At 59.1% G+C, this 23,519-nt stretch carries 25 protein-coding genes; 9 read left to right on the forward strand and 16 right to left on the reverse strand.

Annotated features, from left to right (window positions below):
• Nucleotides 1–77: 77 nt before the first annotated feature.
• The 3 genes from ACK509_RS06955 to ACK509_RS06965 all read right to left on the reverse strand — a co-directional run bounded on the left by ACK509_RS06955 (nt 78) and on the right by ACK509_RS06965 (nt 2,143).
• On the reverse strand, nt 78–536 hold the full coding sequence (locus ACK509_RS06955; RefSeq protein WP_410765755.1) for a universal stress protein: 459 nt from the start codon (nt 534–536) through the stop codon (nt 78–80).
• A gap of 205 nt (nt 537–741) precedes the next feature.
• Nucleotides 742–1,122: a DUF5611 family protein gene (locus ACK509_RS06960; RefSeq protein ID WP_410765756.1), complete on the reverse strand. Its 381-nt coding sequence runs from the start codon at nt 1,120–1,122 to the stop codon at nt 742–744.
• 70 nt (nt 1,123–1,192) lie between these two features.
• Complete coding sequence (locus ACK509_RS06965) at nt 1,193–2,143, reverse strand: hypothetical protein (RefSeq protein WP_410765757.1); 951 nt, start codon at nt 2,141–2,143, stop codon at nt 1,193–1,195.
• Nucleotides 2,144–2,272: 129 nt separating this feature from the next.
• Here ACK509_RS06965 and ACK509_RS06970 point away from each other — a divergent pair, with 129 nt between their 5' ends.
• The gene (locus ACK509_RS06970) at nt 2,273–2,572 is read left to right on the forward strand and encodes a DUF6432 family protein (RefSeq protein WP_410765758.1); all 300 of its coding nucleotides are present in this window, start codon (nt 2,273–2,275) and stop codon (nt 2,570–2,572) included.
• A 44-nt stretch (nt 2,573–2,616) separates the two neighbouring features.
• Nucleotides 2,617–3,708, forward strand: coding sequence for an aminomethyltransferase family protein (locus ACK509_RS06975; RefSeq protein ID WP_410765759.1), 1,092 nt, complete (start codon nt 2,617–2,619; stop codon nt 3,706–3,708).
• A gap of 1 nt (nt 3,709) precedes the next feature.
• On the opposite strand, the gene ACK509_RS06980 is transcribed toward ACK509_RS06975, so the two are convergent.
• The 4 genes from ACK509_RS06980 to ACK509_RS06995 all read right to left on the reverse strand — a co-directional run bounded on the left by ACK509_RS06980 (nt 3,710) and on the right by ACK509_RS06995 (nt 7,637).
• Nucleotides 3,710–4,792, reverse strand: a complete 1,083-nt coding sequence (locus ACK509_RS06980) for a geranylgeranyl reductase family protein (protein WP_410765760.1) — start codon at nt 4,790–4,792, stop codon at nt 3,710–3,712.
• Between the two features lie 47 nt (nt 4,793–4,839).
• On the reverse strand, nt 4,840–5,829 hold the full coding sequence (locus ACK509_RS06985) for a WD40/YVTN/BNR-like repeat-containing protein (RefSeq protein WP_410765761.1): 990 nt from the start codon (nt 5,827–5,829) through the stop codon (nt 4,840–4,842).
• A gap of 70 nt (nt 5,830–5,899) precedes the next feature.
• Nucleotides 5,900–6,703: an ABC transporter permease subunit gene (locus tag ACK509_RS06990; protein ID WP_410765762.1), complete on the reverse strand. Its 804-nt coding sequence runs from the start codon at nt 6,701–6,703 to the stop codon at nt 5,900–5,902.
• Nucleotides 6,696–7,637 carry an ABC transporter ATP-binding protein gene (locus ACK509_RS06995; RefSeq protein WP_410765763.1) on the reverse strand — a complete coding sequence of 314 codons (942 nt, stop codon included), beginning with the start codon at nt 7,635–7,637 and terminating at the stop codon, nt 6,696–6,698. The genes ACK509_RS06990 and ACK509_RS06995 overlap by 8 nt, the downstream gene beginning before the upstream one ends.
• 120 nt (nt 7,638–7,757) lie before the next feature.
• Here ACK509_RS06995 and ACK509_RS07000 point away from each other — a divergent pair, with 120 nt between their 5' ends.
• A complete protein-coding gene (locus ACK509_RS07000) occupies nt 7,758–9,377 on the forward strand; it encodes a COG1361 S-layer family protein (protein ID WP_410765764.1) in 1,620 nt (539 codons plus the stop codon).
• Nucleotides 9,378–9,443: 66 nt separating this feature from the next.
• The gene (locus tag ACK509_RS07005; protein ID WP_410765765.1) at nt 9,444–10,007 is read left to right on the forward strand and encodes a cupin domain-containing protein; all 564 of its coding nucleotides are present in this window, start codon (nt 9,444–9,446) and stop codon (nt 10,005–10,007) included.
• A gap of 1 nt (nt 10,008) precedes the next feature.
• Here the strand turns inward: ACK509_RS07005 and uvrA are convergent, their stop codons facing one another.
• Together uvrA and sepF are read right to left on the reverse strand one after the other, a co-directional pair.
• On the reverse strand, nt 10,009–12,963 hold the full coding sequence (gene uvrA / locus ACK509_RS07010; protein ID WP_410765766.1) for an excinuclease ABC subunit UvrA: 2,955 nt from the start codon (nt 12,961–12,963) through the stop codon (nt 10,009–10,011).
• A gap of 106 nt (nt 12,964–13,069) precedes the next feature.
• A complete protein-coding gene (gene sepF, locus ACK509_RS07015) occupies nt 13,070–13,426 on the reverse strand; it encodes a cell division protein SepF (protein WP_410765767.1) in 357 nt (118 codons plus the stop codon).
• Nucleotides 13,427–13,578: 152 nt separating this feature from the next.
• Between sepF and ACK509_RS07020 the strand changes: the two genes are divergently transcribed.
• Nucleotides 13,579–14,283 (forward strand): DUF1028 domain-containing protein, encoded by a 705-nt coding sequence (locus ACK509_RS07020; protein WP_410765768.1) that lies wholly within the window; start codon nt 13,579–13,581, stop codon nt 14,281–14,283.
• Here ACK509_RS07020 and ACK509_RS07025 read toward each other — a convergent pair whose 3' ends face one another.
• Nucleotides 14,284–14,763: an RNA-binding protein gene (locus ACK509_RS07025; RefSeq protein WP_410765769.1), complete on the reverse strand. Its 480-nt coding sequence runs from the start codon at nt 14,761–14,763 to the stop codon at nt 14,284–14,286. It lies immediately after the preceding gene.
• A 158-nt stretch (nt 14,764–14,921) separates the two neighbouring features.
• Between ACK509_RS07025 and ACK509_RS07030 the strand changes: the two genes are divergently transcribed.
• The 3 genes from ACK509_RS07030 to ACK509_RS07040 all read left to right on the forward strand — a co-directional run bounded on the left by ACK509_RS07030 (nt 14,922) and on the right by ACK509_RS07040 (nt 16,952).
• Nucleotides 14,922–15,224 (forward strand): hypothetical protein, encoded by a 303-nt coding sequence (locus ACK509_RS07030; RefSeq protein ID WP_410765770.1) that lies wholly within the window; start codon nt 14,922–14,924, stop codon nt 15,222–15,224.
• Nucleotides 15,225–15,326: 102 nt separating this feature from the next.
• Entirely contained in the window at nt 15,327–16,646 is a 1,320-nt protein-coding gene (locus ACK509_RS07035) for an RNB domain-containing ribonuclease (protein ID WP_410765771.1), read from the forward strand.
• A 78-nt stretch (nt 16,647–16,724) separates the two neighbouring features.
• Nucleotides 16,725–16,952, forward strand: a complete 228-nt coding sequence (locus ACK509_RS07040) for a hypothetical protein (RefSeq protein ID WP_410765772.1) — start codon at nt 16,725–16,727, stop codon at nt 16,950–16,952.
• A 36-nt stretch (nt 16,953–16,988) separates the two neighbouring features.
• Here ACK509_RS07040 and ACK509_RS07045 read toward each other — a convergent pair whose 3' ends face one another.
• From ACK509_RS07045 to ACK509_RS07060, 4 genes are all read right to left on the reverse strand, one after another.
• A complete protein-coding gene (locus ACK509_RS07045; protein WP_410765773.1) occupies nt 16,989–17,222 on the reverse strand; it encodes a hypothetical protein in 234 nt (77 codons plus the stop codon).
• A gap of 34 nt (nt 17,223–17,256) precedes the next feature.
• The gene (locus ACK509_RS07050) at nt 17,257–17,634 is read right to left on the reverse strand and encodes a hypothetical protein (RefSeq protein WP_410765774.1); all 378 of its coding nucleotides are present in this window, start codon (nt 17,632–17,634) and stop codon (nt 17,257–17,259) included.
• A gap of 93 nt (nt 17,635–17,727) precedes the next feature.
• On the reverse strand, nt 17,728–19,332 hold the full coding sequence (locus ACK509_RS07055) for a PAS domain-containing protein (protein ID WP_410765775.1): 1,605 nt from the start codon (nt 19,330–19,332) through the stop codon (nt 17,728–17,730).
• A 180-nt stretch (nt 19,333–19,512) separates the two neighbouring features.
• Nucleotides 19,513–20,343 (reverse strand): ion transporter, encoded by an 831-nt coding sequence (locus ACK509_RS07060; RefSeq protein WP_410765776.1) that lies wholly within the window; start codon nt 20,341–20,343, stop codon nt 19,513–19,515.
• A gap of 215 nt (nt 20,344–20,558) precedes the next feature.
• Here ACK509_RS07060 and ACK509_RS07065 point away from each other — a divergent pair, with 215 nt between their 5' ends.
• Nucleotides 20,559–21,776 carry a hypothetical protein gene (locus ACK509_RS07065; protein WP_410765777.1) on the forward strand — a complete coding sequence of 406 codons (1,218 nt, stop codon included), beginning with the start codon at nt 20,559–20,561 and terminating at the stop codon, nt 21,774–21,776.
• A 377-nt stretch (nt 21,777–22,153) separates the two neighbouring features.
• Here the strand turns inward: ACK509_RS07065 and ACK509_RS07070 are convergent, their stop codons facing one another.
• Nucleotides 22,154–23,161, reverse strand: a complete 1,008-nt coding sequence (locus ACK509_RS07070; protein WP_410765778.1) for a tyrosine-type recombinase/integrase — start codon at nt 23,159–23,161, stop codon at nt 22,154–22,156.
• 92 nt (nt 23,162–23,253) lie between these two features.
• The gene (locus tag ACK509_RS07075; RefSeq protein ID WP_410765779.1) at nt 23,254–23,439 is read right to left on the reverse strand and encodes a ribbon-helix-helix domain-containing protein; all 186 of its coding nucleotides are present in this window, start codon (nt 23,437–23,439) and stop codon (nt 23,254–23,256) included.
• Nucleotides 23,440–23,519: the final 80 nt, after the last annotated feature.

Below are 23,519 nucleotides of genomic sequence, written 5' to 3' on the forward strand. Positions count from 1 at the left end.
GATATCCAACAGTCGGCACTATCGGTGACCAACGCGTTCTTCGGTTAGCGCTCTGTGTCCCGTTCGTAGTCAGTCGGTCACTTCGTGTCTTCGCGGATGAACGTAACCGGACACGGCGACGACAGCATCACTTCTTGGGCGACACTACCGAAGACTGCCTTCCCCGCCGGAGAGCGCTTGCGCCCGCCGACGAGTAACTGGTCGGCATCGACGTCGGTTGCCAGTTCGACGATTTTCTCGCCGTGGTCGCCCACACTGCCTCGGACGTCGTAGCTGATGTCCTCGGCGTCGAGTTTCGAGACGAGTTTTCGAACCGTCGCGTGGCGTCGGGCAACGTCGTCCGCGGAGACTTCCTCGGCGGTGACGTCGAAATCGAGATTGTCGAGCGCGTCGGTGTACTCGTCTTTCGTGAATACGTGGCCGAGAACGACAGTCGCACCTGTCGGGCCTGCGATGTCGATTACCTCTTCGGCGAGTCGGTCGATACGGTCGGCGTCGCTCGGGCCGACAGCGAGTAAGATGGTCTCGATAGCCATTGGGCACCCGTTCGATTGACTGTCACTTAACCGTATCGACGTATTTTACTCAATTTCGAAATAATATTTCGTACCACAGTCGCTCGGCGCTTCGTCTGAGAGATAGTGACCCCACCAACATGTAATTATCTCTGAACTGGTCGAAGAACGATAGCCGCACCGCTCGTGAGAAGGGTTCGAGGAGGAATGAATCGATAGCTGACGTTCAGTAGTCGGGCGCGTCGTCCTCGACAGAGCGCTTCATCGAGTCACGGCGCGACTTCGCATCACGGCCAGTTGCTTCGAGCAAGAATTCGTTCTTCGCGTTGACGGCCTCACCTGCTGCTTCGAGCTCGTCGGGCGAGAGTTGCGTCGGGTCCGCCTCTTCGAAGTTGACTGCGAGACGGTCCTTCTTGCCGCTGTACTTGACTGCACCGACGACGACGCGCTTGAACACGGGGTTCTTCGGTTCGCCGATGACGAACAGGTCGCTTCCCTTGAAGTCCTCGGTTCCCGTGATTGGGCCGAAGTAGTCCTCAACGGTCGCTTTCAGGTCCGGAATTCGCTCTTCGAGCGTCTCCCCACGGCGCATTTTGTACTCCTTCATGGCCAGGGTTTCGATAGCGGACGGTTTACCTGTTTCGTGACTCGTCGCGTCTGCGACGTGGTGTCGGTGGCTATGCCTGTCGCTCGGCGATGTAGCCTTTGCGACACTCCGGACAGATGTCTCCGGCGCGCATCGACGACGACGATGCACCGCGTGCGTGTCCGCAGTTCGGGCAGTAGTATTCGACGGCGTCGTCCGGTACGTCGGTGTTGCGCGACGTCTCGCTCGCGCGGACGAAGTCGTCGTCGCTCCCCGAGGGTGCCTCGATGAACTCGCCGTTCGACTCGGCGTTTGCAGCGTCGTTCGACTCGGGTGTCAGACCGCCACTGAACGAGATAGACGATAGTTCACCGTCGTCGGGTCGGGCGTCGAATCCTTCGTCTTCTCCCGGTGGGTCAGGCCACGCGCCGTAGTCGCGCGACTCACCGGTATCGGTCTCGCCCGCTTCCGCGTCGGCGTCGATGAACTCGGCATCGTCACCATCGGTCGGCGTCGGTGCCGGGTCTTCGGTTTCGACCTCGACGTCGTCGGGCCACTGCGTCCGGTCGCGTTCGTCCGCTCCGTCGTCGTCGAGGATGATTGCGTCGTCGGTGACCGGCGGTTCGTCGAGCGTTTCAGTCTCGGCCTCGGCTTCGACTTCTTCGACTGGTTCGTCGGCCTCTACTGCAGCATCGGCGTCGGTCTCGGCGACTTGTTCCGGGGCCTGTTGTTCGGCCTCAGTCACCGGGTCCGGTGCAGTTTCGATGACCGCGTCGTCATCATTCGATTCGCCCGGTTTCGGTTCTGCAGGTTCGAATCCAGCGGCAACGGTGTCGGCCTCGCCGTCGGTCATCCCGACTTCTTCGGGTGACCGAATCGCCGTGACCTCTTTGTTCTCGCTGACGACGTGTTCGTGTCCGCACCGCGAACACACCTGTATCTCTCGAACCGATACAACCACCTCGTCGCCGCGTTCTTCGCGCTCCCGTTCTGTCTCGGTATCTCCGAAGGAGTGCCCAAGAAGACGGCACGTAAGTCCCATTACGCGAGATTTCCGGGGTTCGGGAACAAAAAGCTACCCCCTCTCGGTCAGACGTGCGTCAGACGAGGGGGCAGATACTCCGCTCAGAAAGGCGGTACAGGTAAACCACCGGCAAGCGATATGTGGGTTATGAAAGCGAGGCGGGAGTTTCGGAATCGCCGTGATATCGAAGTCGCGGTCCTCGACGCACTCGTGGACAGACACGAAGAGGGCATGACCGTCTTCGAACTGCGAGCAGCGGTCGATGCAGATATCGACACGCTCGAAGACGCGCTCGCCGCACTGAAATCTGAGGAACTCATCGTCGTCGAAGAGTCACAACAGCGCGTACTTATCCACCCCGACGAGCGCGTCGTCCCCGACCCCGGCGAGGCGGTCAAAGAGGACACGTCGCTGTTGGACCGCCTTCGGAAACGACTCGGCCTGTAATCGAGAGTGGGAGGGTTTTATTCGTCGCCACCAAAGCGATAGCCATGACACTCGTCGCGGACATCCACGAGGCCCACGGCGCGACGTTCGAGTCGCGCGGTGGCGTCACGGTCGTCAGCCACTACGGTCGCCCCGAACGAACCCATCGCGCCGTCCGAAACGGTGTTGGCGTCATCGAACACGGCTACGGCGTCGTCGTCGTCGAAGGTGACGACCGCATCGAATACGTCGATAACATCGTCACGAACACGGTTCCAACCGAAGACGGACAGGGAACCTACGCCCTTCTTCTCGACCCCGATGGCCGCATCGAGACGGAGATGTACATCTACAACGCGGGCGAGCGACTGCTCATCTTCACCCCGCCGGACCGCGCCGAACCCCTCGTCGAAGAGTGGCGCTCCAAGACGTTCCTCCAGCGCGTCCGCATCCGGGACGCCTCCGACGAGTTCGGCGTCTTCGGCGTCCACGGCAAGCACGCGACCGAGAAAGTTGCGAGCGTCCTCGCCAACGCCGGTGCGCCCGAACCCGAACTCTCCTTCGTCCGCGGGAATATCGGCGGCGAGTACGGCGTCACCGTCATCGCCAGCGACAACCCAACCGGCGAAGAGGGCTACGACATCATCTGCCGCGCGAAGGACGCCGAAGACGTGTTCGAAGCCTTGCTCATCTACGGCAACCCCGCAGTCCCCGTCGGCTATCAGACGTGGGAGAGCCTCACCGCCGAGGCCGGAACCCCGCTGTTCGAAACCGAATTGCGCGGCCAGATTCCGAACGTCCTCGGCCTCCGCAACGCGCTCGACTTCGACAAGGGCTGTTTCGTCGGCCAAGAAGTCGTCTCGAAGGTCGAAAACCGTGGCAAACCGTCGCGTCGGCTGGTCGGTCTGCAAGTCGATGAACTCCCAGAAGGCGGCGACAAGGTACTCGCAGACGGCGACGTTGTGGGCGAAATCACCCGTGCCGTCGAAAGTCCAGTCTTGGATTCCGCAATTGCGTTCGCGTTCGTCCCGTACGACAGCGACGCCGACGAGTTCGCGGTCGAAATCGACGGCCGAGAGGTGCCTGCGACGCGGGAATCGCTCCCGTTCGTCGAAGGCAACGCGCGCTCCGCGCGGATTCCGACGTATCCGGAATAGCTTACAAGAGCTTTTTCAGGTGTTCGCGCGAGAAGAACGAACTCGGTTTGTCCATGTGGACGCCAATCTCTCCAGAGAGGGATTTGAGGCCGACGTGCTGGAGCCATTCTGGGAACGAGTAACACTTGCGCACGAGGTGGCCGAGTCGAATCTCGGTCGAGAGTTCGTCACGCCACGCTGATTCGTAGGCGGCGAGCGAGTCGGGGTCGTCGGGGTCGATAGTGTCTACAGCGCAATCTGCGGCCGTCATCCCATATAAGATTCCGCCGCCGGTGAAGGGCTTCGTCTGCGCGGCCGCGTCGCCGATGAGGAACCCCCGGCGCGTCGTCGTTTTCTTTGGCGGGCCAATCGGAATCGCGCCCGAACAGAAGTGTTCGGTCTCCACGTCGTAGGTCCGGGTAAGTGCGTCGAACATCTCGCGGACTTCAGCACCCGGCGGGGCGGCGAGACCGTATTCGACGCCTGCGTCGCCGCGAGGGATGCGCCACGCGAAGAATCGAGGGACGGTGAGATGGACATCGACGAAATCGCCGTGGTCGGGTTCGGGGTCGAACGCCAGCACGCCGTGGAGCGTCTCGGTCGGTTCGGGCAGGTCCAAAGAACGACGAACACGGGAGGCAGGGCCGTCGCATCCGGCGACCATCTTCGCGTCGAACGAGACGGTTCCCGACTCGCCCGCGACGCTCACGGTGAGCCGGACCCTATCGTGGAGTTCTTCGATAGCGGTGACAGTGTGGCCTTCTCGAACGTCGGCCCCGGCCTCGCGGGCGCACTCGGCAAGCGTTCGGTCGAGTTCGATACGGTCGATGACGTTGGAGACTTCCGTCTTCTTGTAGAAGGGATAGGCCGTCGAGTTCGGCCCACCGACGTGAAAGTCGGCACCGAAGATGCGATTCTGAAAGAGGTGGTCGCGGGCGTCGTCCGGGACAAAATTCCAGATATCCGTACTCACGTGCCCGGAACACGCGAGCGGGGTGCCGACCTCACCTTTCTCCAAGGCGATGACGTCGTACCCCGATTCGGCGGCACGGCGGGCGAATCGCGCACCCGCAGGTCCCACGCCGACCACGGCGAAATCATACATGTTCGGGGGCTTGTGCCGACGCGCTAAGAATCTTCTCGCTTCCGTGCTTATCCGAGCGCCAAACCCGCCGCGGTGTGTGGCGGTGTCCGCCACGGAATATCCAGTTTCGACCACGTGTCACCGAAGTTCGTCGTCCGATAGACGCCGTGGTCGTTCGCGGCGAAGCACTCGCCACCGACATCAGTGGCCTTCAAGACTGACCGCGTGACGCCTTTGCCGGTTGGAAGTCCGTTCCCCGAAAGGCGAACCCACGGGCCACCATCGCGGCGGCGGTACAGGTATGACGCTGCTGACCGCGGTGAGTGGGCGTGCATGGCACTCCGCGCGGCGGTGAGCAAAATCGACTCCGGGCCGTCGGCATCGACGACGACACTCCAACAGTAGCCGTGTTCGAGGCCTTCGGTCGGATACGTCCACGTCTCGCCGTCGTCGTCACTTTCGGCGTAGCCGTCGCCTGCGGCCGCCCAGATTCGACCGGGCGTATCGGCGTGGGTCGCCATCGAATGCGTGTCTCGGCGCGAGGTGGAAACGCGGTCTTCCCACGTCTCACCGTCGTCGAACGACTGGACGAGCGCACCCGCCTCGACCGCGACGAAGAGGTGGTCGGGGTCGACAGGGTCCACCTCTATCCAGCGTGCGTGATGTGTCTGGGGTCGCGGCGGAAACGCCCACGTCGAGGCCGACGGAAGCGACGTGAGCGGGGTGAGCGCCCGCCACGTCTCGCCGCCGTCGGTCGAACGATAGACTGCGGAAGGCTCGGTACCGACGTATATCGTATCGGGGTCCGCAGGCGAGATGGCGAGGCTCGTAATCGACTCGAAGAACATCCGCTCGCCGATAGCGGACCACGTCTCTCCGGCGTCGGTCGTCCGGTAGAGGCCCGAATCGAACGTTCCACAAAACGCACGACCGGGTCGGCGTGCGTCGGCCGCGACGCACTCGATGCGTTCTGCATCGAACTGCTGGGCGACACTCGGGTCGCCGCGCGGGTTGGAGATGACGAGCAATGTGCCGTCAACGGCCGCATAGAGCTGCATGTGTGGGATACGCGAAGGAGACGTATAAGCGAGATGACAATGAGTGAGCGAGATGACAACAGGAGAACGCCTACGAGAGGTCTCGACGCTCGAACATCTCGGCAGCGAGGACGACGAATACGCACGTCGCCACCACGAGGACGGCCACGCCACCCCAATCGATTTCGCCGAGGATGAGGAGGTCACCGGGGTCGATGTAGCGCGCCAGTGAGAGCGACCCGAGGAACTCGTAATCTGTGTCCGTCGTTATCGAGTCGAGAAAGAACGTCCCGAAGATGGCACCGAGTGCAGCCCCCTGTGCTCTGCGGACGCGCTGGAAGTACGCCGACGCGAGCAAGCCAATCGAGACGCACGCGAGGAGATACAGGCCGCCGACGAGGTGGACGAGCAAGAGGCGATAGAGTCGCAACTCCTCTTCGATGAGTGCGGCACCGAGCAGGACGGCGGCGAGGACGATGAGGTCCACGATTGCAACCGTCGGAATCATCGCGAGGAACTTCCCGAGGACGAATCGCGTCCGCGAAATCGGTCGAACGAGGACGAACTCGGCAGACCGGTTGTCTACTTCGCCCGCGATGAGCGACCCTGCAGAGTACGCGAAGTACCCGCCGACGATGAGCAACCAGACCAACTGGTACAACTCGATGACGAGGTAACCATCGAGTGACGTGATGTCGGTGACGCTCCCGACGAACGCGGACTGGAAGGCGTCCGGATACGACTCCAAGAGTTCGTTGAAGTTCACGTCTGACTGGCCGAACGAGGGGAAGACTGCGATGGTCAGCCCGACGGTTGCGACGAGAAGCACGCTGACGATGACGATGCTCCGACGACGCTGTGCTAACTCGAATCGCGCCACGTCGAGTTCACGCATCGGGGGCCTCGCTGGGTTCGCGTGTTCGCTGTGGGTCGGCTTCGAGTTCGGTGTCGTCGTAGAAGTGCATGAACACGTCTTCGATGGCCGTCTCACGAACTTCGAGGTCGGCGACGTGGTAACCGTCGAGGACATCGACGAGGTGGTCGTAGTTGCCCGAGATGACGAGTCTGAGCGAGCCATCGGGTTCGATTCGTGCGTCGATGGTCTCCTCGAATTCGAAATCCGAGAGCGTGATTGGGTCGCTCGTTTGGACGGTGACTACCTTCCCACTTCGGGCGAGCAAGTCGTCGATGGCTTCGACGGCGACCAGACGCCCCTTTCTGATGATGGCGACCTGCTCGCAGACCTCTCTGACTTCGCTCAGAATGTGGGTCGAGAAGAACACCGACACACCGCGGTCACGCTCCTCGCGGAGAAATTCGTAGAACTCCTGTTGGACGAGCGGGTCCAATCCAGTCGTCGGTTCGTCCATGATGACCAATTCGGGGTCGTGCATGAACGCTTGGACGATAGCGAGTTTTTGCTTGTTCCCTCGCGAGAAGGCCCGGACGTGCCGGTCCAATGGAACCGGGAACCGTTCGAGGAGTTCGTCTCGTCGTTCGTCGCCCGAAAGTCGAGCGAGGTAGTCGAGCGTCTTCTTGCCCGTCACGTCGTCGTAGAACTGCGGGTCGCTCGGGATGTGACCGATGTTCGCTCGCGTGTGCTGAAATGCGTCTTTGTCTTCGAGCGGGGTGCCGAGAATCGTCGCCGTGCCGTCCGTTGGCGCGAGAAAGCCGAGCAAGAGGCGAATCGTCGTGGACTTGCCCGCGCCGTTCGGGCCGAGAAATCCGAACAACTCGCCACGAGGAATAGAGAGTGTAAGATCTTCGACACCGCGAACGTCGCCATAGTACTTGGTAAGGCCGTGGATGTCGATGGCGGGGGCTGCCATACGTGAGATACGATGGCGAGTAACCTATCTCTTGCGCGACGTGTTTTGTATAGAAGTTAATGTCATGCCACGCGTATCTTTCGTAGCCGAGCGGCAACGCTCTCGCCATCGGTACCTACAATGACTCGACTTACTCCCGGTGCGAGTGCCACGATTCTCGTGACTTTCCTCGTCGTGGCATCCCTCATCGGACCCCTCGGAACTGTTGGAACGGCCGCGGCGGCAGAGCGGATTAGCGGGAATCCTGACCTCACCGTCATCGCCCCGGAGAACCGACTCGTGGCCGGGACAGAGACCACCGTCCAGGCGTTCGTCGTCAACACTGGCCGGGTGACGATGGACGGGCCGGAACAGTACGAGGCGCTCGTCCAGACGGCCCGTGCGGTGACCCTGGAAGCGTCTTCGTCTGGACCGATTACCGTCGTGAGTGGCGAATACCCGGTTGGAACCGTCCCCGAGGGCGTCTCCGGTCCGGTCCCGCTCACCGTCCGCGTCGACGAAGATGCCGAGCCCGGAACGTACGAGATTCCAGTTCGCTTTACCTACGACTACACCTCCTCGGTCTTCGTCGATGGGTCGAACGTCGAGACGACCGAGCGGAATCGAAGAATCACCGAGACGCTCGAAGTCGTCGTCGAACGTCGCCCGGCATTCCAAGTCGTCTCCACCGGGTCGAGTCTCTCTGTCGGCAATGCCGGGAGCGTCACGCTCGAACTCCAAAACGTCGGAACCGTCGGTGCGACCGACGCCACAGTGACGCTCTCTTCTCCCGACCCCGAGATTACCTTCGGAGCCGGGACGCCACAAGCAGAGACGTTCGTCGGCGACTGGGCCGCAGGTGAGAACAAATCCATCGAAGTCCGCGCTCGCGTCGCAGAAGACGCACTCGTCCGACCCTACACCATCACTGCTGTCGTCACCTACCGCGACGAAGATGGCCAAGAGCGAACCTCGCGGCGACTCGTCTCGGGTGTGAGTCCGCAAGCAGGCGCGTCGTTCGACCTCGCAGTCACCGAGAGCGACCTGCGCCCCGGCGGGATTGGCCGTATCGAAGGAACCGTCGAGAACACCGGCGACACCACCGCCGAAGATGTCGTTCTCCGGTTAGCTTCCCAAGACCCCACAGTCGTCCCAATCGACAGCGAAGTTCCGGTTGGAACGCTCGGACCCGGTGAGACCGCCCAGTTCGAGTACTCGATTGCACTCAACGAAGGAACCTCACCCGGCGTTCGACGACTCCCGTTCGCTATCGAGTATGGCGCATCAGCTGGCAACAATCGGAGTCAAGACCAAACAGACGTGACCGTATCGGTCAGCGCGCGCGACCCGGCTATCACGGTCGCACCCAGAAACGCGACGTTCGAAGTGGACTCGACGGGACGACTCGTCCTCGCGGTGACGAACACCGAATCGACGCCACAGACCGACGTGACCGTCCGCATCGGGGCTGAACCGCCGCTTTCGAGCGACGACGCCGTCGCGTTCATCCCACGATTGGAATCCGAGGAGACGAGACTGGTCGTCTTCGACCTGCAAGTCAGCGACGAAGCGGTCGCCAAAACGCAAGCAGTCGCCGTCAACGTGAGCTACCGCGACGAGGACGGACGACTGCTCGCGACGGGTACCCAACAGATTCCGGTCGAAATCGTCGAACCGACCACGACGTTCCCCGTCGTTCCCGTCGCCGTCATCGTCATCGCACTCGTTGGGGTAGGGATTTGGTGGTGGCGGCGGCGCTGAGCGGTTGGATAGACATTCTGTGAAACCGTGAAATCGCATTATCCCGGTGGGCTACGTACCACTTCTATGGAAATTCCGAGAACCATCTCAAATCCAGTAGACGGCAGTACAATCACGTTTCTGAAGCTTCCAACAGAGACCGGCGGAGAGTACCTGCAAATCGAGGTGACGACCATGCCACACACGGGCGGGCCACCCATGCATTATCACCCGACTGCGACAGAGCAATTCGAGGTGCAAGACGGCGTACTCTACGTCACCGTCAGCGGCGAGGAACACGTTCTATCGGCGGGTGAGAAACTCGTCGTTCCGCCGGGGACGCCACACACGTTCCGAACCGAGGCAGAGGGTTCCCGAGTCATCGGAACGGTCACCCCACCGGGACGGTTCGTCGAGTTCCTCACGAGCGAGTACGCGTTGATGCGCGCTGGCAAACTCGGCGAGGGAGCTGAGGGGGATTTGCTGGCGATTGCACCGTGGATTCACGAGTTCCGCGACGTGAGTCGCGCAACCGGTCCAATCAACTACCTGTTCGCGGTACTCGCACCGCTCGGGAGAGTTCTCGGTAATCCGCGAATCCCGGCGTATCCAACAGAAAAAGACGCCGTCGAGACGAAATCGAGCGAATGAGTCAGTCGTCGTTGGAGACTTTCGCCGGTTTACGGCGGTCCGACCGCGGTCCTTCTTTATCCACGTCGGGGAGGTAATCGCGCAGATAGCGCCCGGTGTGTGAGTCTGGTTCCTGTGCGACCGATTCGGGGGTGCCACTGGCGACGATGGTGCCGCCGCCCGCGCCACCCTCGGGTCCGAGGTCGATGATGTGGTCGGCGTTCTTCACGAGGTCGAGTTCGTGCTCGACGACGACGACGGTGTTTCCGTTGTCCACGAGGCGCTGGAGTACGTCGATGAGTTTGCGCTCGTCTTCTTTGTGGAGGCCCGTCGTCGGTTCGTCCAAGAGGTAGAGCGTGTCTCCTCTCTGTCGCTTGCCGAGTTCTTCAGCGAGTTTGACGCGCTGGGCCTCACCGCCGGAGAGCGTGGTCGATGGCTGGCCGAGTTGCATGTAGCCGAGACCCACGTCGTGCAGAAGTTGCAGGCGGCGTCGAATCTGCGAGTTGCTCTCGAAGAACTCCAGTGCCTCATCGACTTCCATGCCGAGTACGTCAGCGATGGTCTTGTCCTTGTAGGTGACATCGAGCGTCTCGGTGTTGTAGCGCGCCCCGTGACACTCCTCACAGGGGACGTACACGTCCGAGAGGAAGTTCATCTCGATTTTGACCGTTCCCTGTCCTTTACACTCCTCACAGCGGCCGCCCTTGACGTTGAAGGAGAATCGGCCCTTCTCGTAGCCGCGCTGTTTCGAGAGCTTGGTAGAGGCGAAGAGTTCGCGCACGTAGTCGAAGACGCCCGTGTAAGTCGCGGGGTTCGACCGGGGTGTTCGACCGATGGGCGACTGGTCGATGAGTCGAACCGTCTCGATTTGGTCGTAGCCTGCGATTTCGTCGTGTTCGCCGGGGTCCACGGAGGTGTTGTCGTTCATCGTCCGCGCGAGACCCTTATACAGGATTTCGTGCATCAGCGTGGACTTTCCGGACCCGGAGACGCCCGTAATCGCGGTGAACGTCCCGAGTGGGATGGGCACATCGAGGTCCTTGAGGTTGTGTTGGCGCGCACCGAGGACGGTGAGTTCGCCGTCACCCTCGCGTCGTTCCTCGGGCACGTCGATGTCTTTTCGACCCGAGAGGTAATCGGCAGTCAGCGAGTTGTCGGCGGCGACGATATCATCAAAATCGCCCTGTGCGACGATTTCGCCGCCGCGCTTGCCCGGACCGGGGCCCATGTCGATGATTTCGTCGGCCCGGCGCATCGTCTCCTCGTCGTGTTCGACGACGATGAGCGTGTTACCGAGGTCGCGCAGGCCTTCGAGCGTGTTCAGGAGTTTGTCGTTGTCGCGCTGGTGAAGGCCGATAGATGGCTCGTCGAGGACGTAGAGAACGCCAACGAGACCAGAGCCGACCTGTGTAGCGAGGCGAATCCGCTGTGATTCGCCGCCGGAGAGGGTCGCCGCCTCACGGTCGAGGGTGAGGTAGTCGAGACCGACTTCCATCATGAAGCCGAGTCGGGCGCGAATCTCTTTGAGAATCTCTTGGGCGATGGTTTTCTCGCGCTCGGAGAGGTCGGCTTCGAGGCCTTCGAAGTGTTCCAGTGCGCCGCCGATAGTCATGCGGTTGACCTCGGGGAGCGAGGTGCCGCCGACGCGAACGTAGCGAGACTGTTCTTTGAGGCGCGACCCCTGACAGTCGGGACACGTCGTGATGGCCATGTAGTCCTCGATGTGGTCGCGCGTGCGGTCGGAGTCCGTCTCGATGAAACGACGTTCGAGGTTGGTGACGACACCTTCGAATGGGTGTTCCTTGTGGCGCGTGCCGTTCTTCGTCGTCCACTCGAAGACCACGTCTTCGGTCGTTCCGAAGAGGAACGCATCCTGAATCTCTTCATCGAGGTCTTCGAACGGCGTGTTCACGCTGACGCCGAAGTGGTCGGCCACACAGTCGATTTGTCGCCGGTAGTAAGTGCGGTTGTAGCTCCACGGCTCGAAGACGTGTTTGAGCTTTTGGGAGGGGTTGGTGACGATGAGGTCCGGGTCCACCTCTTTTGCCTTGCCGAGGCCCTCACACTCGGGACATGCCCCGTGCGGGCTGTTGAACGAGAACGACCGGGTCTCGATTTCAGAGAAGCGGAACGACGAGTTGGGGTTGCCGAGTTCCTCCGAGAATTCGACGACGAGTCGGTCGTCGGCTTCACCCTCGTCGCCGAGTGCGCCCGTCGAACGCGTATTCGACGCGAAAGGCAGGTCTTCCGGCGGGTCGGGGACGATGAGTTTCAAGACGCCGTTTGCCTTGTCGAGCGCGGTTTCGACCGAGTCCGCAATCCGAGAACGCGACTCGGGCGAGACCTTGATGCGGTCGACGATGACGTCGATGGTGTGGTCGTAGTTCTTGTCGAGTTCGGGCGTCTCGAACGAGAGGTCGTAGGAGTCACCATCGACCTCGACGCGGGCGTAGCCTTCTGCGACGAGTTCCGAAAAGAGGTCTTTGAACTCGCCTTTCTGGTCGCGGGCGACCGGCGCGGCAATCATCGCGCGTGTGCCTTCGGGGAGTTCGAGGATTTGTTCGACCATGTCCTGTGCGGACTGCTCACCGACTTCTTCGCCCGTGATAGGGTCGTACTGCGTGCCGACGCGGGCATACAGCAGGCGAAGGTAGTCGTGAAGTTCGGTGACCGTCCCGACCGTAGACCGAGGATTGTTGGCTCCGTTCTTCTGGTCGATGGAGATGGCGGGAGACAGTCCCTCGACAGCCTCGACTTTCGGCTTGTCCATCTGCCCGAGGAAGTTACGGGCGTAGGCGGACAGCGACTCGATGTAGCGTCGCTGGCCTTCGGCGTAGACCGTGTCGAACGCGAGCGACGACTTCCCCGAGCCCGACAGTCCGGTGACGACGGTGAACGTCTCGCGGGGGATGCGGACGTCGAGGTCCTTGAGGTTGTGCTCTTCGGCACCACGAACCTCGATGTAGTCCTTGCTCATTCTGATTTCACTATGAACTTCGGGACCGAATACCCATCGGTTCGGGTCATTTGACCCGCATGTTCGAGCCGCGAACGAACGTGGAAGCTCCGCGAAAAACAGCCGCTTAGGAGGTGATTTTCTTTCGTGAGATACTCACGCCGGTTGGCGTGATGATAATCTGGTCGTCGCCCTTTTGGACGATGTCGCCATCGACTTCGTGTGCGACCTGCTGGAGGTCGTCGATGATGTGTTCCATCGTGCTGTCACTGGTCGTATGTCGCGTGATGTCCGCGATAACGAGGTCACCGTCGTAGACAGCGTCTTTGATGGCAATGACGTCTTGCTGGCCACCGATGTCCGCGATGTGGACCGAGATTCCGGCCTCGCCGCGGGCGGTGTCGAAGTCGTCTAAGTCGAGTTCGACGTAGTCCTCGGTTGTACGGGAACCCCCACCACCGAGAATCTTGCTCATGATGCCCATAGTACCTACAACGGGACAACTGGGTTAGTTCTTGCGTCAGACGAGAGTCTAGTATTCGACACTTTCACACGTGGAATTAGATTTTCGAGACGGAACCGGCGTCGGCAACCGGTTTCAGCGCGTGTTTTAGCATCCCCCTCGTCGGGGCGCGTATGACATTCAGTATCTGCGTCCACGAGGAGTACACGGACGACGAGGGAGAGTCGCAACGACGGTTTGGCGTGGCCGTGACGACGCGCCTCCCCGGTGTCGGGACACTCTGTCCGTTTGCAAGTGAACACGGCGCGGTCGCAACACAGGCGCTCGTCAACGTCGAACTCGGAGCGAAGGGTATCGAACACCTGAACAACGGCCTCGGCGTCGAAGTCGCGCTCCAGTCGCTTCTCAGCAGCGACGACGGACGCGAGAAGCGACAACTCCACGGTGTCGGCGCGCAAGGAACGTTCGCCTTCTCGGGTGACGAGTGTCTCGACTGGTTCGGTCACGTCGAAGGCCCGAACTACACCGTCGCGGGCAACCTGCTCACCGGCGAGTCGGTCATCGAAGCGACAGCAGAGACCTACGAATCCAGCGACCGCGACGACCCGCTGGCCAAGCGACTCATCGACGCACTCGAAGCAGGCCACGAACAGGGCGGCGACAAGCGCGAGGACCTCGAAATCCAGAGTGCGGCGCTCATCGTGAAGACGACAGAAGAGATGGTGATGGACCCGTACTACAACGACCTGCGCGTCGATGCGACCGAGACGCCGATTGTGGACCTCCGTGAGACGTTCGAGAAGGCGACACAGGGCTACGAGGCGGCCCTGGAGAAATACGCAGATGAGGTCGATAACGACGAGAACGCGGGCGCGTAGTTAGACCGAAAATTCGAAGAGGTCGTCGCCGACGTGGTGAATCGACTCGATGACCTTGCCGGAGTCGCCTACGAGGTCGTCGCCGTCTTCGAGTGCGCGCCCGACCGCGAGGACTTTTCCGTGGGTCTCTTCGGCGATAGCCACGAGGTCGCCGGAGGCGATGAGTTCGTCTGCTTCGGTGATACCCGGGCGCATCACGTCGGCACCACTGGAGACGAACGAGACGGCACCCGAATCGACGGTCACGATGCGCTTTGTTGGTGGGAAGAGGTTCGCACCTTTGACCGTCAAGAAGGGTTCGTCGCCGATGTACATGACGGCGGGTTCGCCATCGACGAGGACGAGGTCGTAGTCGGCGTCGGCGAGTTCGACGTCTTCGAAGGCGTCACCGTCGAGTTCGACGCCGAGAGAGCCCTGAATCGAGGCTTTCAACGAGTCGATTTCGTCGCTTCGGAGGTGATGGCGAGATTTGACTTTCATACACCACAATCGTCGCCCGTGGCCGATAAATCGCCCGTTCCGTGTCGGCGTTCGACAGTTTTAGTCATCGAATGAGTCGGCAGTTAGCCCGTCTTCGTGTGACGCGCGTCGGACGCCGCGGAACAAACGATAAGTACGGCTGGAACCACCACATCGGTATGTGGCGCTCCCGGACAAACCGGGACCGAACGACAGTCGTGTGCATTTCGTGTGGCGATTCTGTCCTTCGGTCGGCGGCGCGAGAATACGACAAAGAGGGGAACCGCTGGGAACGACACGGCAAGCGGTTCGAACACCTCTGTAAATCCTGCTACCGCGGGCTCTGCCATCAGCCACGCGAAGAGCTAGAATCTCTCCTCGTCGATATCGAAGAACACGGCACCTCCCAAGAGGAATTCCTCCACCGGTATTTCAGCGCCGTCAAAGAACGATACGACCCACCCGAAGAACACGAACGCTGAGGTTAGTCACCGAAACGTCGCCGATGCGATTGACGTGATTTATTCGTTTTTTCCAAGCGCGTGCCCGACACGCATTTCTCCCTGCCCCGTTTAGTCGGGGCTATGTCAGACGACGCGCAGGCGTACGCCGGGACCGCCGAAGGGCAAGGGCCGGTCGAAATCGACGCCGAACTCGCGCGACATCTCCAAAATAAGCGCGAGGAGCTATTCGAAGAGTTCGAAATTCGAGACCAATTCCCGCCAGAAGTGCGCTCGGAAGCACGCGCCCGCACCGAGGGTGTCGAAGCCGAAATCGAAGACGAACTCGAACACCGCCAAGACCTTCGAGACCTGACGACGTGGACCACCGACCCGGTCGACGCACAGGACTTCGACGACGCAATCAGCATCCGTGAGAACGAAGAGACGTACACGCTGTGGGTCCACATCGCCGACGTGACCCACTACGTCCACCCCGGCTCGGAGATGTGGGCAGAAGCCGTCAAGCGTGGGAACACGGTGTACCTCCCCGCCTACACCATCCACATGCTCCCACCCCAACTCGCAGAGACAGTGTGTTCGCTCGTCCCCAACGAGGACCGACTGGCCCACACCGTCGAGATGGAAATCAAGAAGGACACCCTCTCGTTCGAGTCCATCGACATCTACAAATCTGTCATCCACTCCAACGAGCGCCTCACCTACACGCAGTGTGAGAACCGCCTCGACGACCCCGAACTCCCACTCCACGAGGAGAACACACTGGTCTACGACCTCGCAGACCAACTGCACGAGCAGCGGAAAGAAGACGGGTCGCTCGTCCTCAACCCCAGCCGTGACCGCGCGCACACCATCATCGAAGAGTGCATGCTGAAAGCGAACAAGGCCGTCACGCACGAACTCATGTGGAGCCGCGGCGTCGAAGCCATGTACCGCGTTCACCCCCAACCCACGCCCGACCAGTGGGACAAGGCGCTCCGTGAGATTACGGAACTCGACGGCGTGAGCATCAAGTCCACCTCGTGGGACGAACCTCGAAAGGCCGTCAACGACGCCCTCGAAAGCGCGAACTCGCGAACGCTCAACAAGGTTCAGCGCGCCGTGCTCAAGGTGATGCCCCGTGCGAAGTACATGAACGACCCCTTCGGCGGCCACTACGCGCTCAACTTCGACATCTACGGGCACTTCACGTCGCCCATCCGCCGTCTCTCGGACCTCATCAACCACTGGATCGTCCACGAGAACGACGTGCCCGAAGACCTCGTAGAACTCTGTGACCGGGCTTCTGACCGCCAGAAAGACGCCGAGACGGCAGAACGTCTCTACAAGCAGTTCCTCCAAGAAGTCGGCTTAGACCCTTACGCGGTCAACAACCGCGGCATCGTCACCATCGACGAAGATGGCGACGTCATCAACGACAAGGGTCTGCCGCCGAAAGAATAGTCGTTGCGACGACTGACCACGTTCGAATGGCCCACACGGGCCGACTACAATTTTCGTCTTCCAGTGCGTTGTGAGCGTATGAACCGATTGCATGTAGCACTCGCTGACGGCGCAGTTGGCTTTCTCGTCGCGTTCGCCGTCGGGAGTATCACCGGTGGCTGGAAGAACGGCCTGCGCGCAGGTATCGCAGGTGGTGTGATTTCCGCGGCGCTCACGTGGGTCATCTTCGGCCTCGTCGAAGCTGATACGATTGCGAACGAGACGACGATAGACGACGAGCGCGTGACCGTCGGGTGGAGCGACTGACAGCGGTTCCGTGTCTGAACGCGATTCCGTGTCTGGCTACTGTTTGTGCGTAAAGAGGAGTACGTCGCCGTCGTGGGTCGTCACACAGAGGTCTAACATCATACTCAGTTCGAGACTGTTGTAGTCGTCCTCGCAGACGACCAGGTCGTCGAAGGGTTTCTCGCAGGCCGGACAGGCGATAGCGACGGTGTTGCGGTAGGTGGTGACGCCGCCGCTGGACTCGTGAGGCGTGAGCGAGGAGCGAAGTTCGTCCAGTTCTTCGTCGTTCATACGAGTATCCTGTGCAGTGAGGGTGTTTAATTCTTCACGGTCGAACACATTCGTCTTCCAATCCACACACCCATCGAAAGTGCGGATGAATCCACCCCAGTCGTGTCGTGTGGGTTTCGACCCACGACGCGGGGTCGCTCAGTTGTGAGGAGAGAACCTCGGCGTCCGATTCGCGTGTTCCTTCGCGGTCGAACGGAATCGACTCCAAGGTCTGCGAGGCAGGGTTGAAAAACACCGCGCGCTCGATGTCGGCAGAGAGACCGACGAGTCGCGCGCCGTTGGCGTCTTTCTGGAGGAGCGCCTGCGCCATTCGATGCTGGTAGACGCCTCGTCGCGTCTCGCGCAGCGTCGAGACGAGGTCTCGGAAGAGAGCAGAAGGGTCCGATGGCGGTTCACCCGGTTCTGTTTCCATACGATGGCCTTGCAATGATGCGTTAAGAGGGTCCGCCAAGGGCGGAGTGAAAGTGAACGATTCGGTGGAAGTGAAATCGTTGCCTGCGAGAATTCAGTCGTCTGTGCCGAAGATGCCATCGAATTGCGCGAGTTTTACGCGGGCGTGGTCCACGAGCAGTTCAGCGAACTCTTGGTCGTTCTCGTCGAACGCGTTGGTCTCGCTGAACACTGCCTGGAACGTCCCAAACTCGCCAATCGGGACGGTTATGGCCGACCGGTAGTCAGGGTCTGCGGGCGTGATATCCGACTCTCGAAGGTCGTCGACGACGATTGTCTCTTGGCGGTTGTACGCCCGTGCGGCGAAGGTCATGTTCTCTTCGAGAGAAGTCTTCTCGTAGTAGCCCTCGTTGTCGGTGTTGAGCTTCCACGCCTCTTGAATCAGGTAGCCATCCTGTTCGATATCGACCGCGACGAGGTCGAAGTTGAGGACGTTCTCAGCGGTTTCGATGAGCGTCTCGTAGACGGTCTGCTCGTCGGTCGATTGCTCGATTTTCTGTGCGGCGGTGTGGAGTGCCGTCAGGGTTTGCTCGCGTTCTTTTCGAACGGTAATATCGACGGCGGCCCCAACTGTCGCAAACACCTCGCCATCGTCGTCGAACAGGGGTGTGATTCTCGAGAGGTACACGCGCCGCCCTTCGACCGTCTCGACTTCTTCTTCGAGTTCGATGAAGTCGCCCGCAGCGATTGCACGCTCGTCGTTCGCTCTGAACTGTGCAGCGAGTTCCGGTGTGAACAGGTCTTCTGGACGCAACCCGGCGACATCCGCGTCGCTGTCGATAGTAAATCGGTCACGGTAGTTCTGGTTCATCAAGATGAACCGACTCTCGGTATCGCGCATCCAGAGGGCGGCCTGCACGCTGTCGAGGACGCCCTGTAGCTGTCGTGTTTGCGCCTCCAGTTTTTGCTCGCGCTTCTTGCGCTCGGTGATGTCACAGAAGTAGACGTAGATACCATCGCCGTGTTCGGTGGGAAAGATGCGCTCTTCGAGCCACTGGCTGTCGTTGATATCCGACTGGGCCTCGATTATCTTCGGGTCGCCAGTTCGGAGGACGCGCTCGTACTCAACGAGTGACTGGTCTGAGCTATGTTCGGCAAACGACCTACGGTAGCTCATTCCGCACAGTTCCTCGCGCGAGAGTCCCGTGAGTTCGACCGCCTGCTCGTTCACGTCCGTGACGGTGAGCGAGTCGTCCAACTCGATGAATCCGTCGGTGATTTGCCGGAGCGTCAACCGTCGCCGCTGGCTGGCGCGTTCAGACTGGCGTCGGGCACGATACTGAGCGACGCTGTTGGTGATTCGATTGGCGAGAACGGTGTACTGGCTGGTACCACTCTCTTTTTGGATGTAGTCGGTCGCTCCCGCCGAAAGCGCGTCGGCAGCGACTTCTTCGGAGCCTTTGCCCGTAAACAGGATAAACGGAAGTTCGGGATACTCCTCGCGGACTGCTCTGAGAAAGTCGATTCCGTTCTGTCCGGGCATATCGTAGTCGCTGACGACACAGTCGATATCGCGCTCGGCCAGTCGGGATAACCCATCTCCTGCGTTCGTCTCAGACTCCACGCTGAGTCGGTCGTTCTCGCGTTCGAGGAACACCGCAGTTAACTCCCCGAAATTAGGGTCGTCATCTACGTGTAATGCTCGAATCACGCTCGACATTATTCAGCAATTCCAAGTTGGTGGATATAGTAATTCTGTTCTGACAATGACAAACACACGCATATTGGTCTGAATTGCCACACTTGTCAATGGGAAATGCTATTTATCCAAGGTTATTTGAGATTATCCGATAGTACGGCACCAGTTCGAGTGAGTCACTATCGAGTCTGCGCGCTCGTCTCAGTTCTGCGCCGTCCCAGTGGGGTCGAGAGACTCCCCGCAGTGTGGGCATTGCGTTGGAGAGTCAGCAGCTGTCGTGGTGGCTTCTCGTTGTTCTCGCTCTCGTTCGGTCAGGAATCCCGCCGCGAGAATGCTCGCCGGGAGTGCGAAGAAGGCGATGCCACCAATCGTCGTAATCCCTCCGAGGAGGCGACCCAGTGGCGTCATCGGGATCACGTCACCGTAGCCGACGGTCGAGAGTGTCACGACACCCCACCAGAGCGCGGCGGGAATCGACCCGAACTTCACGGGTTGGGCGCGACTCTCGACGAAGAACATGAGCGTCGAGGACAGGAGGACGAGCATCCCCATCCCGCTAAAGGCGATTGCGAGGTCTTCGCGCTGGGCAGCGATGACCCGACTGAATCGCGCTCGGGAGCGCTTGAATCGCGGGAGGTCAAAAACCCGTGCGAACCAGAGTACGCGAACGCCTCCCAACGTGTTGCCGAGAAACAGGATTTCGACCCAGAACACCACGATGACGACCAAATCGAGGAGTGCGAAGGGTCGCCGGGCGAGTCGCAATCGGCCTTCGGTCCCACCGTACTCCTGTGTGGGTGGTGCGGCCCACAGGCGAGCGACGTACAACGCCATGAACAGCAAGACCGACACGACGGCGAATCCTTGGAACAACAGTGGGACCGCATCGTAGAGGGAATCGACGCTCTGAAAGATGACGGCGACCACGTTCAGCGTCGCCAACACGAGTTTGGCGGAGTCGATTCGCTGGCCTGTGTGGTCTTTCGTCTCGGGGGCGACGACTTTCCACACGCGGCGTTTCAAACTGGGCATGTGGAGGTAGTTGGTTGGAAGAGAGTATAGAGTCGTTGTCAGGTTTGGGGGATTGAGGATTTTTCTTAATATGGTAGTGCCATATTTTCACGTGAAGTTTTTTCAGTATTGCATATCTTCTTGAAAATAGATAGTTACTCCAAGGAATACACACAGGGGCTATCCTATTGCCCACCAATCTGGATCAATCGTGGAGTTCTATTTGAAAACAATACATGAGTGAAGTAAAAGTGGAAGATAGTACAGAAAGGCCATCAACTCAAAACCAACATAGTCTCTGGCCAGGAGAGAGTTGGGAATCAATCCGGTATTTTGAGCTACAAAGAAAGGTCACCGATCAAGCAAAGACAGAAAACGAAATCGCAAAGCGTGCTAGTAGGTTACTCAGAACGATACTGACCACTTTTGGTATCGTAATTGCAGCACTCTCGTTGAGTATCCGTACGGGTGCAGATGAGATCTCGAGCCTGGTTTCTGGAGCATCAGTAGAATCAACGGTCCAAGAATTGTCAAATGTTTTTCAGCAAGAAATCGCCCAGCTTATAGTGGTTTTCTTATTCATTTCTCTATCTTTTGCACTATATTCGGGACTAAGGAAGCTAATCATTGAGGTTCCAAGTCAAGCACTAGAGTTACAAAGACTCTCAAAACTGAGAAAGAATTCCAAGTTACAGGAACCTCGTTGTGGTTCAATAAGTAAAATAAAAAAGGAATTATCCGACGAGTACCACCAGATGTTTCAACAAAATTCTGCATTAGTTGGAGAGCTAAAACATAGATGGGATCAATGCGTCAACACTGCAAAGAAAGGCGTTGAGCATACCGGATTAGCGGTACTAATATTCAGTACAATTTTCATCACTAGAAGTGCAGGTGTTGTGATTCCAACTCTTGGGTTGGTATTGATTATGTCCTATGAGTCGATATCATCTAAAATTCAACGCGAACAGGTTGCTCAGTTTACTCGCATCCGTCGCTCAGTTGATGGACCCACAGTAATCGTTTTCATACTGGCATTTGCTGCAGTTACAATTCCTGAAGGATTTGAAATGGTCCAGTCAATATCATCAGTGTTATTTGTTCTTGCATTCCTGATTGCCATCTACCTCATATATGACAAACCGAACAAAACACGAGTTTTCATTAGAAACCTCGTGCTGACACCAGCCATTCTGTTACTTTTATTTTCAGCCGAGGCTGTAGTCGGTCCCCGAAGACAAATAGTGGCTGACTTAACAATGAACGACCTCGCGATTCGATTCGCTACATCATCAACTCTGGTCCTTTCGTTAGTATTTATCGCAGGAATAATCCAATCTGCAAGTATGCTCACAAAGGTTGATCGTTCTGAAACTACTCAGGTCAAAAACACTCTCATAGAATCACTGAAATTCTACTTAATCCCTGAAAAAGAAGATGAAAGTTCGAAATGATTCGATCAGGCTTCTTATCCCTCTGATTTCGAGGATTTTCGAAGATAAGTATTTGAAACCCAATCATCCCGTTCGCTCACCTCCCGTCTCGAACAGGCACGACTTTGACGACACCGAAAGGGCGAGACGGAGTCCTGACGGAGCCACTGCTCAGAGTGTGATAGCGAAGAGAATAGTAGACTCGTAGGGACTGAGCAAACCGAAGGTTGTGAACTTCATTCACGGGATTTGAACCCAAAGCCAGACGTGCTCGCTCACTTCGTTCGCTGTGCGCGACTGGCAGGGCTTCAAATCCACGCGTTTGGCAAGCCAAACGCTCGGCTCGCCATTTCTTCACTACGTTCAGAAATGGACTCGCCGGGGAGCGACTTCTTGACTCATTGTGGTAGGTGTTGTTTTCTAACTTCCATCTTCTCGCGGGCGGTGCGTGCGTCGTAGTGTTGGTACAGGATTTCGAGCGAAACGTCGGAACGTTCCGAGATGATTTCCGGCTCAACGTCCTCCGAGAGGTAGTGCGTGATGTGTCCTCGACGAACCGCGTGGGGTGACTTCGAGGATGGGCACTTGTTTGGGAGACTGTTTGGACCGCGAGCCTCGCAAGTAACTGGGTCACGGTCGTGTGGACACGGCATCCCGTACTCGCAGGGCTGGGTGGCTCGGTTGACGATCTTGTAGACGGTGTCGCCCGTGATGCGCCCGAAGCGCGTCGTAATCAGGGGGCGACGGCCGTAGTCGTCGGTAATCGGGTTTCTATTCTCGCTGATGTACTCGCTGATTACCTGCGTCCAGCGAGGACCGAGGTAGATCCAGCGTTCGCCCTTGTTGCCGTTCTTCAGTGCCGTGCCGGTCTTCGGGCGGTGGTTGATTTCGATAGCGTGCTCGTCTTCGTGGAGGTCGTCCACGTCGAGCGAACACACTGTGCCTCTCCGCATCCCAGTACGCCAGATGAGCGCCATGATGGCGTGCATCCGGCTCGCGTACTGGTAGCGGTCCAGATATTCGAGAACAGCCTGTGCGGTGACTCCTTTGATGTGGATATCACGCGCTTCGGCTCCGTCGGGGAGTTCGGGCGCGTGTATCTTCTCTCGCAGGCCGGGTTCGACGGCATCGAGGTTGGCCCAGAAATCGAGCGCCATACGCACGCTACTGATCTGCTTCTGCAGCGTGATCGGCGCGACTTCGCCCTGCCGCCACGCAACGAAGTCGTTCAACTTCCGTCCGGTGAGGTCGTTGAGGTTGTCGAGACCCGCGACTTCACACCAATCGAGGAAGTGACCGAGACGGGTCTTCGCGTTCTGCAGGGTCGATTTCCGAACCGACGGCTCGCGGTAGGCGATGAATCGCTCGACGCCTTCTTCGGGAGCGAGTGGTTCGAGGTCGGTCATTCAGACACCTCCCGAGCGGCACGCTTACGTGCGCCGCGCGGATGAATCTGAATGGGGGGAAGGTACGTTTCCAAGGCTCCTTGTCCCCCGTTCTAAGCGTCTACCTGCGAACTCTGGTTGAGCTGCAGGTCTGGTTCGTCAAACGGTGAATCCGGTGCTTGCTGGATGAGGTGGCGAACATACTGCGCTCGGCTCATCCCGTGACTTCGGCTTTGTCCGTCGATCTTCTCGACCATCTCCGGCGGCATGGAGATGGTGACATTCACGCTAAGTGCCATTGCATTAGTCACTAACCAACTGGTGAAACTTAATTGTTGCTCAACCTGGTGCATCTTATGAAGAATGTTAATTCAAATAT

The organism is Haloferax sp. DFSO60, assembly GCF_046557615.1.
Lineage (GTDB): Archaea > Halobacteriota > Halobacteria > Halobacteriales > Haloferacaceae > Haloferax.

Excerpts from the sequence above, each read along its gene's own strand:
- ACK509_RS06990 (WP_410765762.1), bottom strand. The coding sequence starts at position 6,703 with ATGCGTGAACTCGACGTGGCGCGATTCGAGTTAGCACAGCGTCGTCGG.
- ACK509_RS07065 (WP_410765777.1), top strand. The coding sequence starts at position 20,559 with ATGAGTGAAGTAAAAGTGGAAGATAGTACAGAAAGGCCATCAACTCAA.
- ACK509_RS07060 (WP_410765776.1), bottom strand. The coding sequence starts at position 20,343 with ATGCCCAGTTTGAAACGCCGCGTGTGGAAAGTCGTCGCCCCCGAGACG.
- ACK509_RS07035 (WP_410765771.1), top strand. The coding sequence starts at position 15,327 with ATGTCAGACGACGCGCAGGCGTACGCCGGGACCGCCGAAGGGCAAGGG.
- ACK509_RS07020 (WP_410765768.1), top strand. The coding sequence starts at position 13,579 with ATGACATTCAGTATCTGCGTCCACGAGGAGTACACGGACGACGAGGGA.
- ACK509_RS07000 (WP_410765764.1), top strand. The coding sequence starts at position 7,758 with ATGACTCGACTTACTCCCGGTGCGAGTGCCACGATTCTCGTGACTTTC.
- ACK509_RS07005 (WP_410765765.1), top strand. The coding sequence starts at position 9,444 with ATGGAAATTCCGAGAACCATCTCAAATCCAGTAGACGGCAGTACAATC.
- uvrA (WP_410765766.1), bottom strand. The coding sequence starts at position 12,963 with ATGAGCAAGGACTACATCGAGGTTCGTGGTGCCGAAGAGCACAACCTC.
- ACK509_RS07075 (WP_410765779.1), bottom strand. The coding sequence starts at position 23,439 with ATGGCACTTAGCGTGAATGTCACCATCTCCATGCCGCCGGAGATGGTC.
- ACK509_RS07050 (WP_410765774.1), bottom strand. The coding sequence starts at position 17,634 with ATGGAAACAGAACCGGGTGAACCGCCATCGGACCCTTCTGCTCTCTTC.
- ACK509_RS06955 (WP_410765755.1), bottom strand. The coding sequence starts at position 536 with ATGGCTATCGAGACCATCTTACTCGCTGTCGGCCCGAGCGACGCCGAC.
- ACK509_RS07025 (WP_410765769.1), bottom strand. The coding sequence starts at position 14,763 with ATGAAAGTCAAATCTCGCCATCACCTCCGAAGCGACGAAATCGACTCG.
- ACK509_RS06985 (WP_410765761.1), bottom strand. The coding sequence starts at position 5,829 with ATGCAGCTCTATGCGGCCGTTGACGGCACATTGCTCGTCATCTCCAAC.
- sepF (WP_410765767.1), bottom strand. The coding sequence starts at position 13,426 with ATGGGCATCATGAGCAAGATTCTCGGTGGTGGGGGTTCCCGTACAACC.
- ACK509_RS07030 (WP_410765770.1), top strand. The coding sequence starts at position 14,922 with ATGTGGCGCTCCCGGACAAACCGGGACCGAACGACAGTCGTGTGCATT.
- ACK509_RS06975 (WP_410765759.1), top strand. The coding sequence starts at position 2,617 with ATGACACTCGTCGCGGACATCCACGAGGCCCACGGCGCGACGTTCGAG.
- ACK509_RS07055 (WP_410765775.1), bottom strand. The coding sequence starts at position 19,332 with ATGTCGAGCGTGATTCGAGCATTACACGTAGATGACGACCCTAATTTC.
- ACK509_RS06970 (WP_410765758.1), top strand. The coding sequence starts at position 2,273 with ATGAAAGCGAGGCGGGAGTTTCGGAATCGCCGTGATATCGAAGTCGCG.
- ACK509_RS06980 (WP_410765760.1), bottom strand. The coding sequence starts at position 4,792 with ATGTATGATTTCGCCGTGGTCGGCGTGGGACCTGCGGGTGCGCGATTC.
- ACK509_RS06960 (WP_410765756.1), bottom strand. The coding sequence starts at position 1,122 with ATGAAGGAGTACAAAATGCGCCGTGGGGAGACGCTCGAAGAGCGAATT.
- ACK509_RS07070 (WP_410765778.1), bottom strand. The coding sequence starts at position 23,161 with ATGACCGACCTCGAACCACTCGCTCCCGAAGAAGGCGTCGAGCGATTC.
- ACK509_RS06995 (WP_410765763.1), bottom strand. The coding sequence starts at position 7,637 with ATGGCAGCCCCCGCCATCGACATCCACGGCCTTACCAAGTACTATGGC.
- ACK509_RS06965 (WP_410765757.1), bottom strand. The coding sequence starts at position 2,143 with ATGGGACTTACGTGCCGTCTTCTTGGGCACTCCTTCGGAGATACCGAG.
- ACK509_RS07045 (WP_410765773.1), bottom strand. The coding sequence starts at position 17,222 with ATGAACGACGAAGAACTGGACGAACTTCGCTCCTCGCTCACGCCTCAC.
- ACK509_RS07040 (WP_410765772.1), top strand. The coding sequence starts at position 16,725 with ATGAACCGATTGCATGTAGCACTCGCTGACGGCGCAGTTGGCTTTCTC.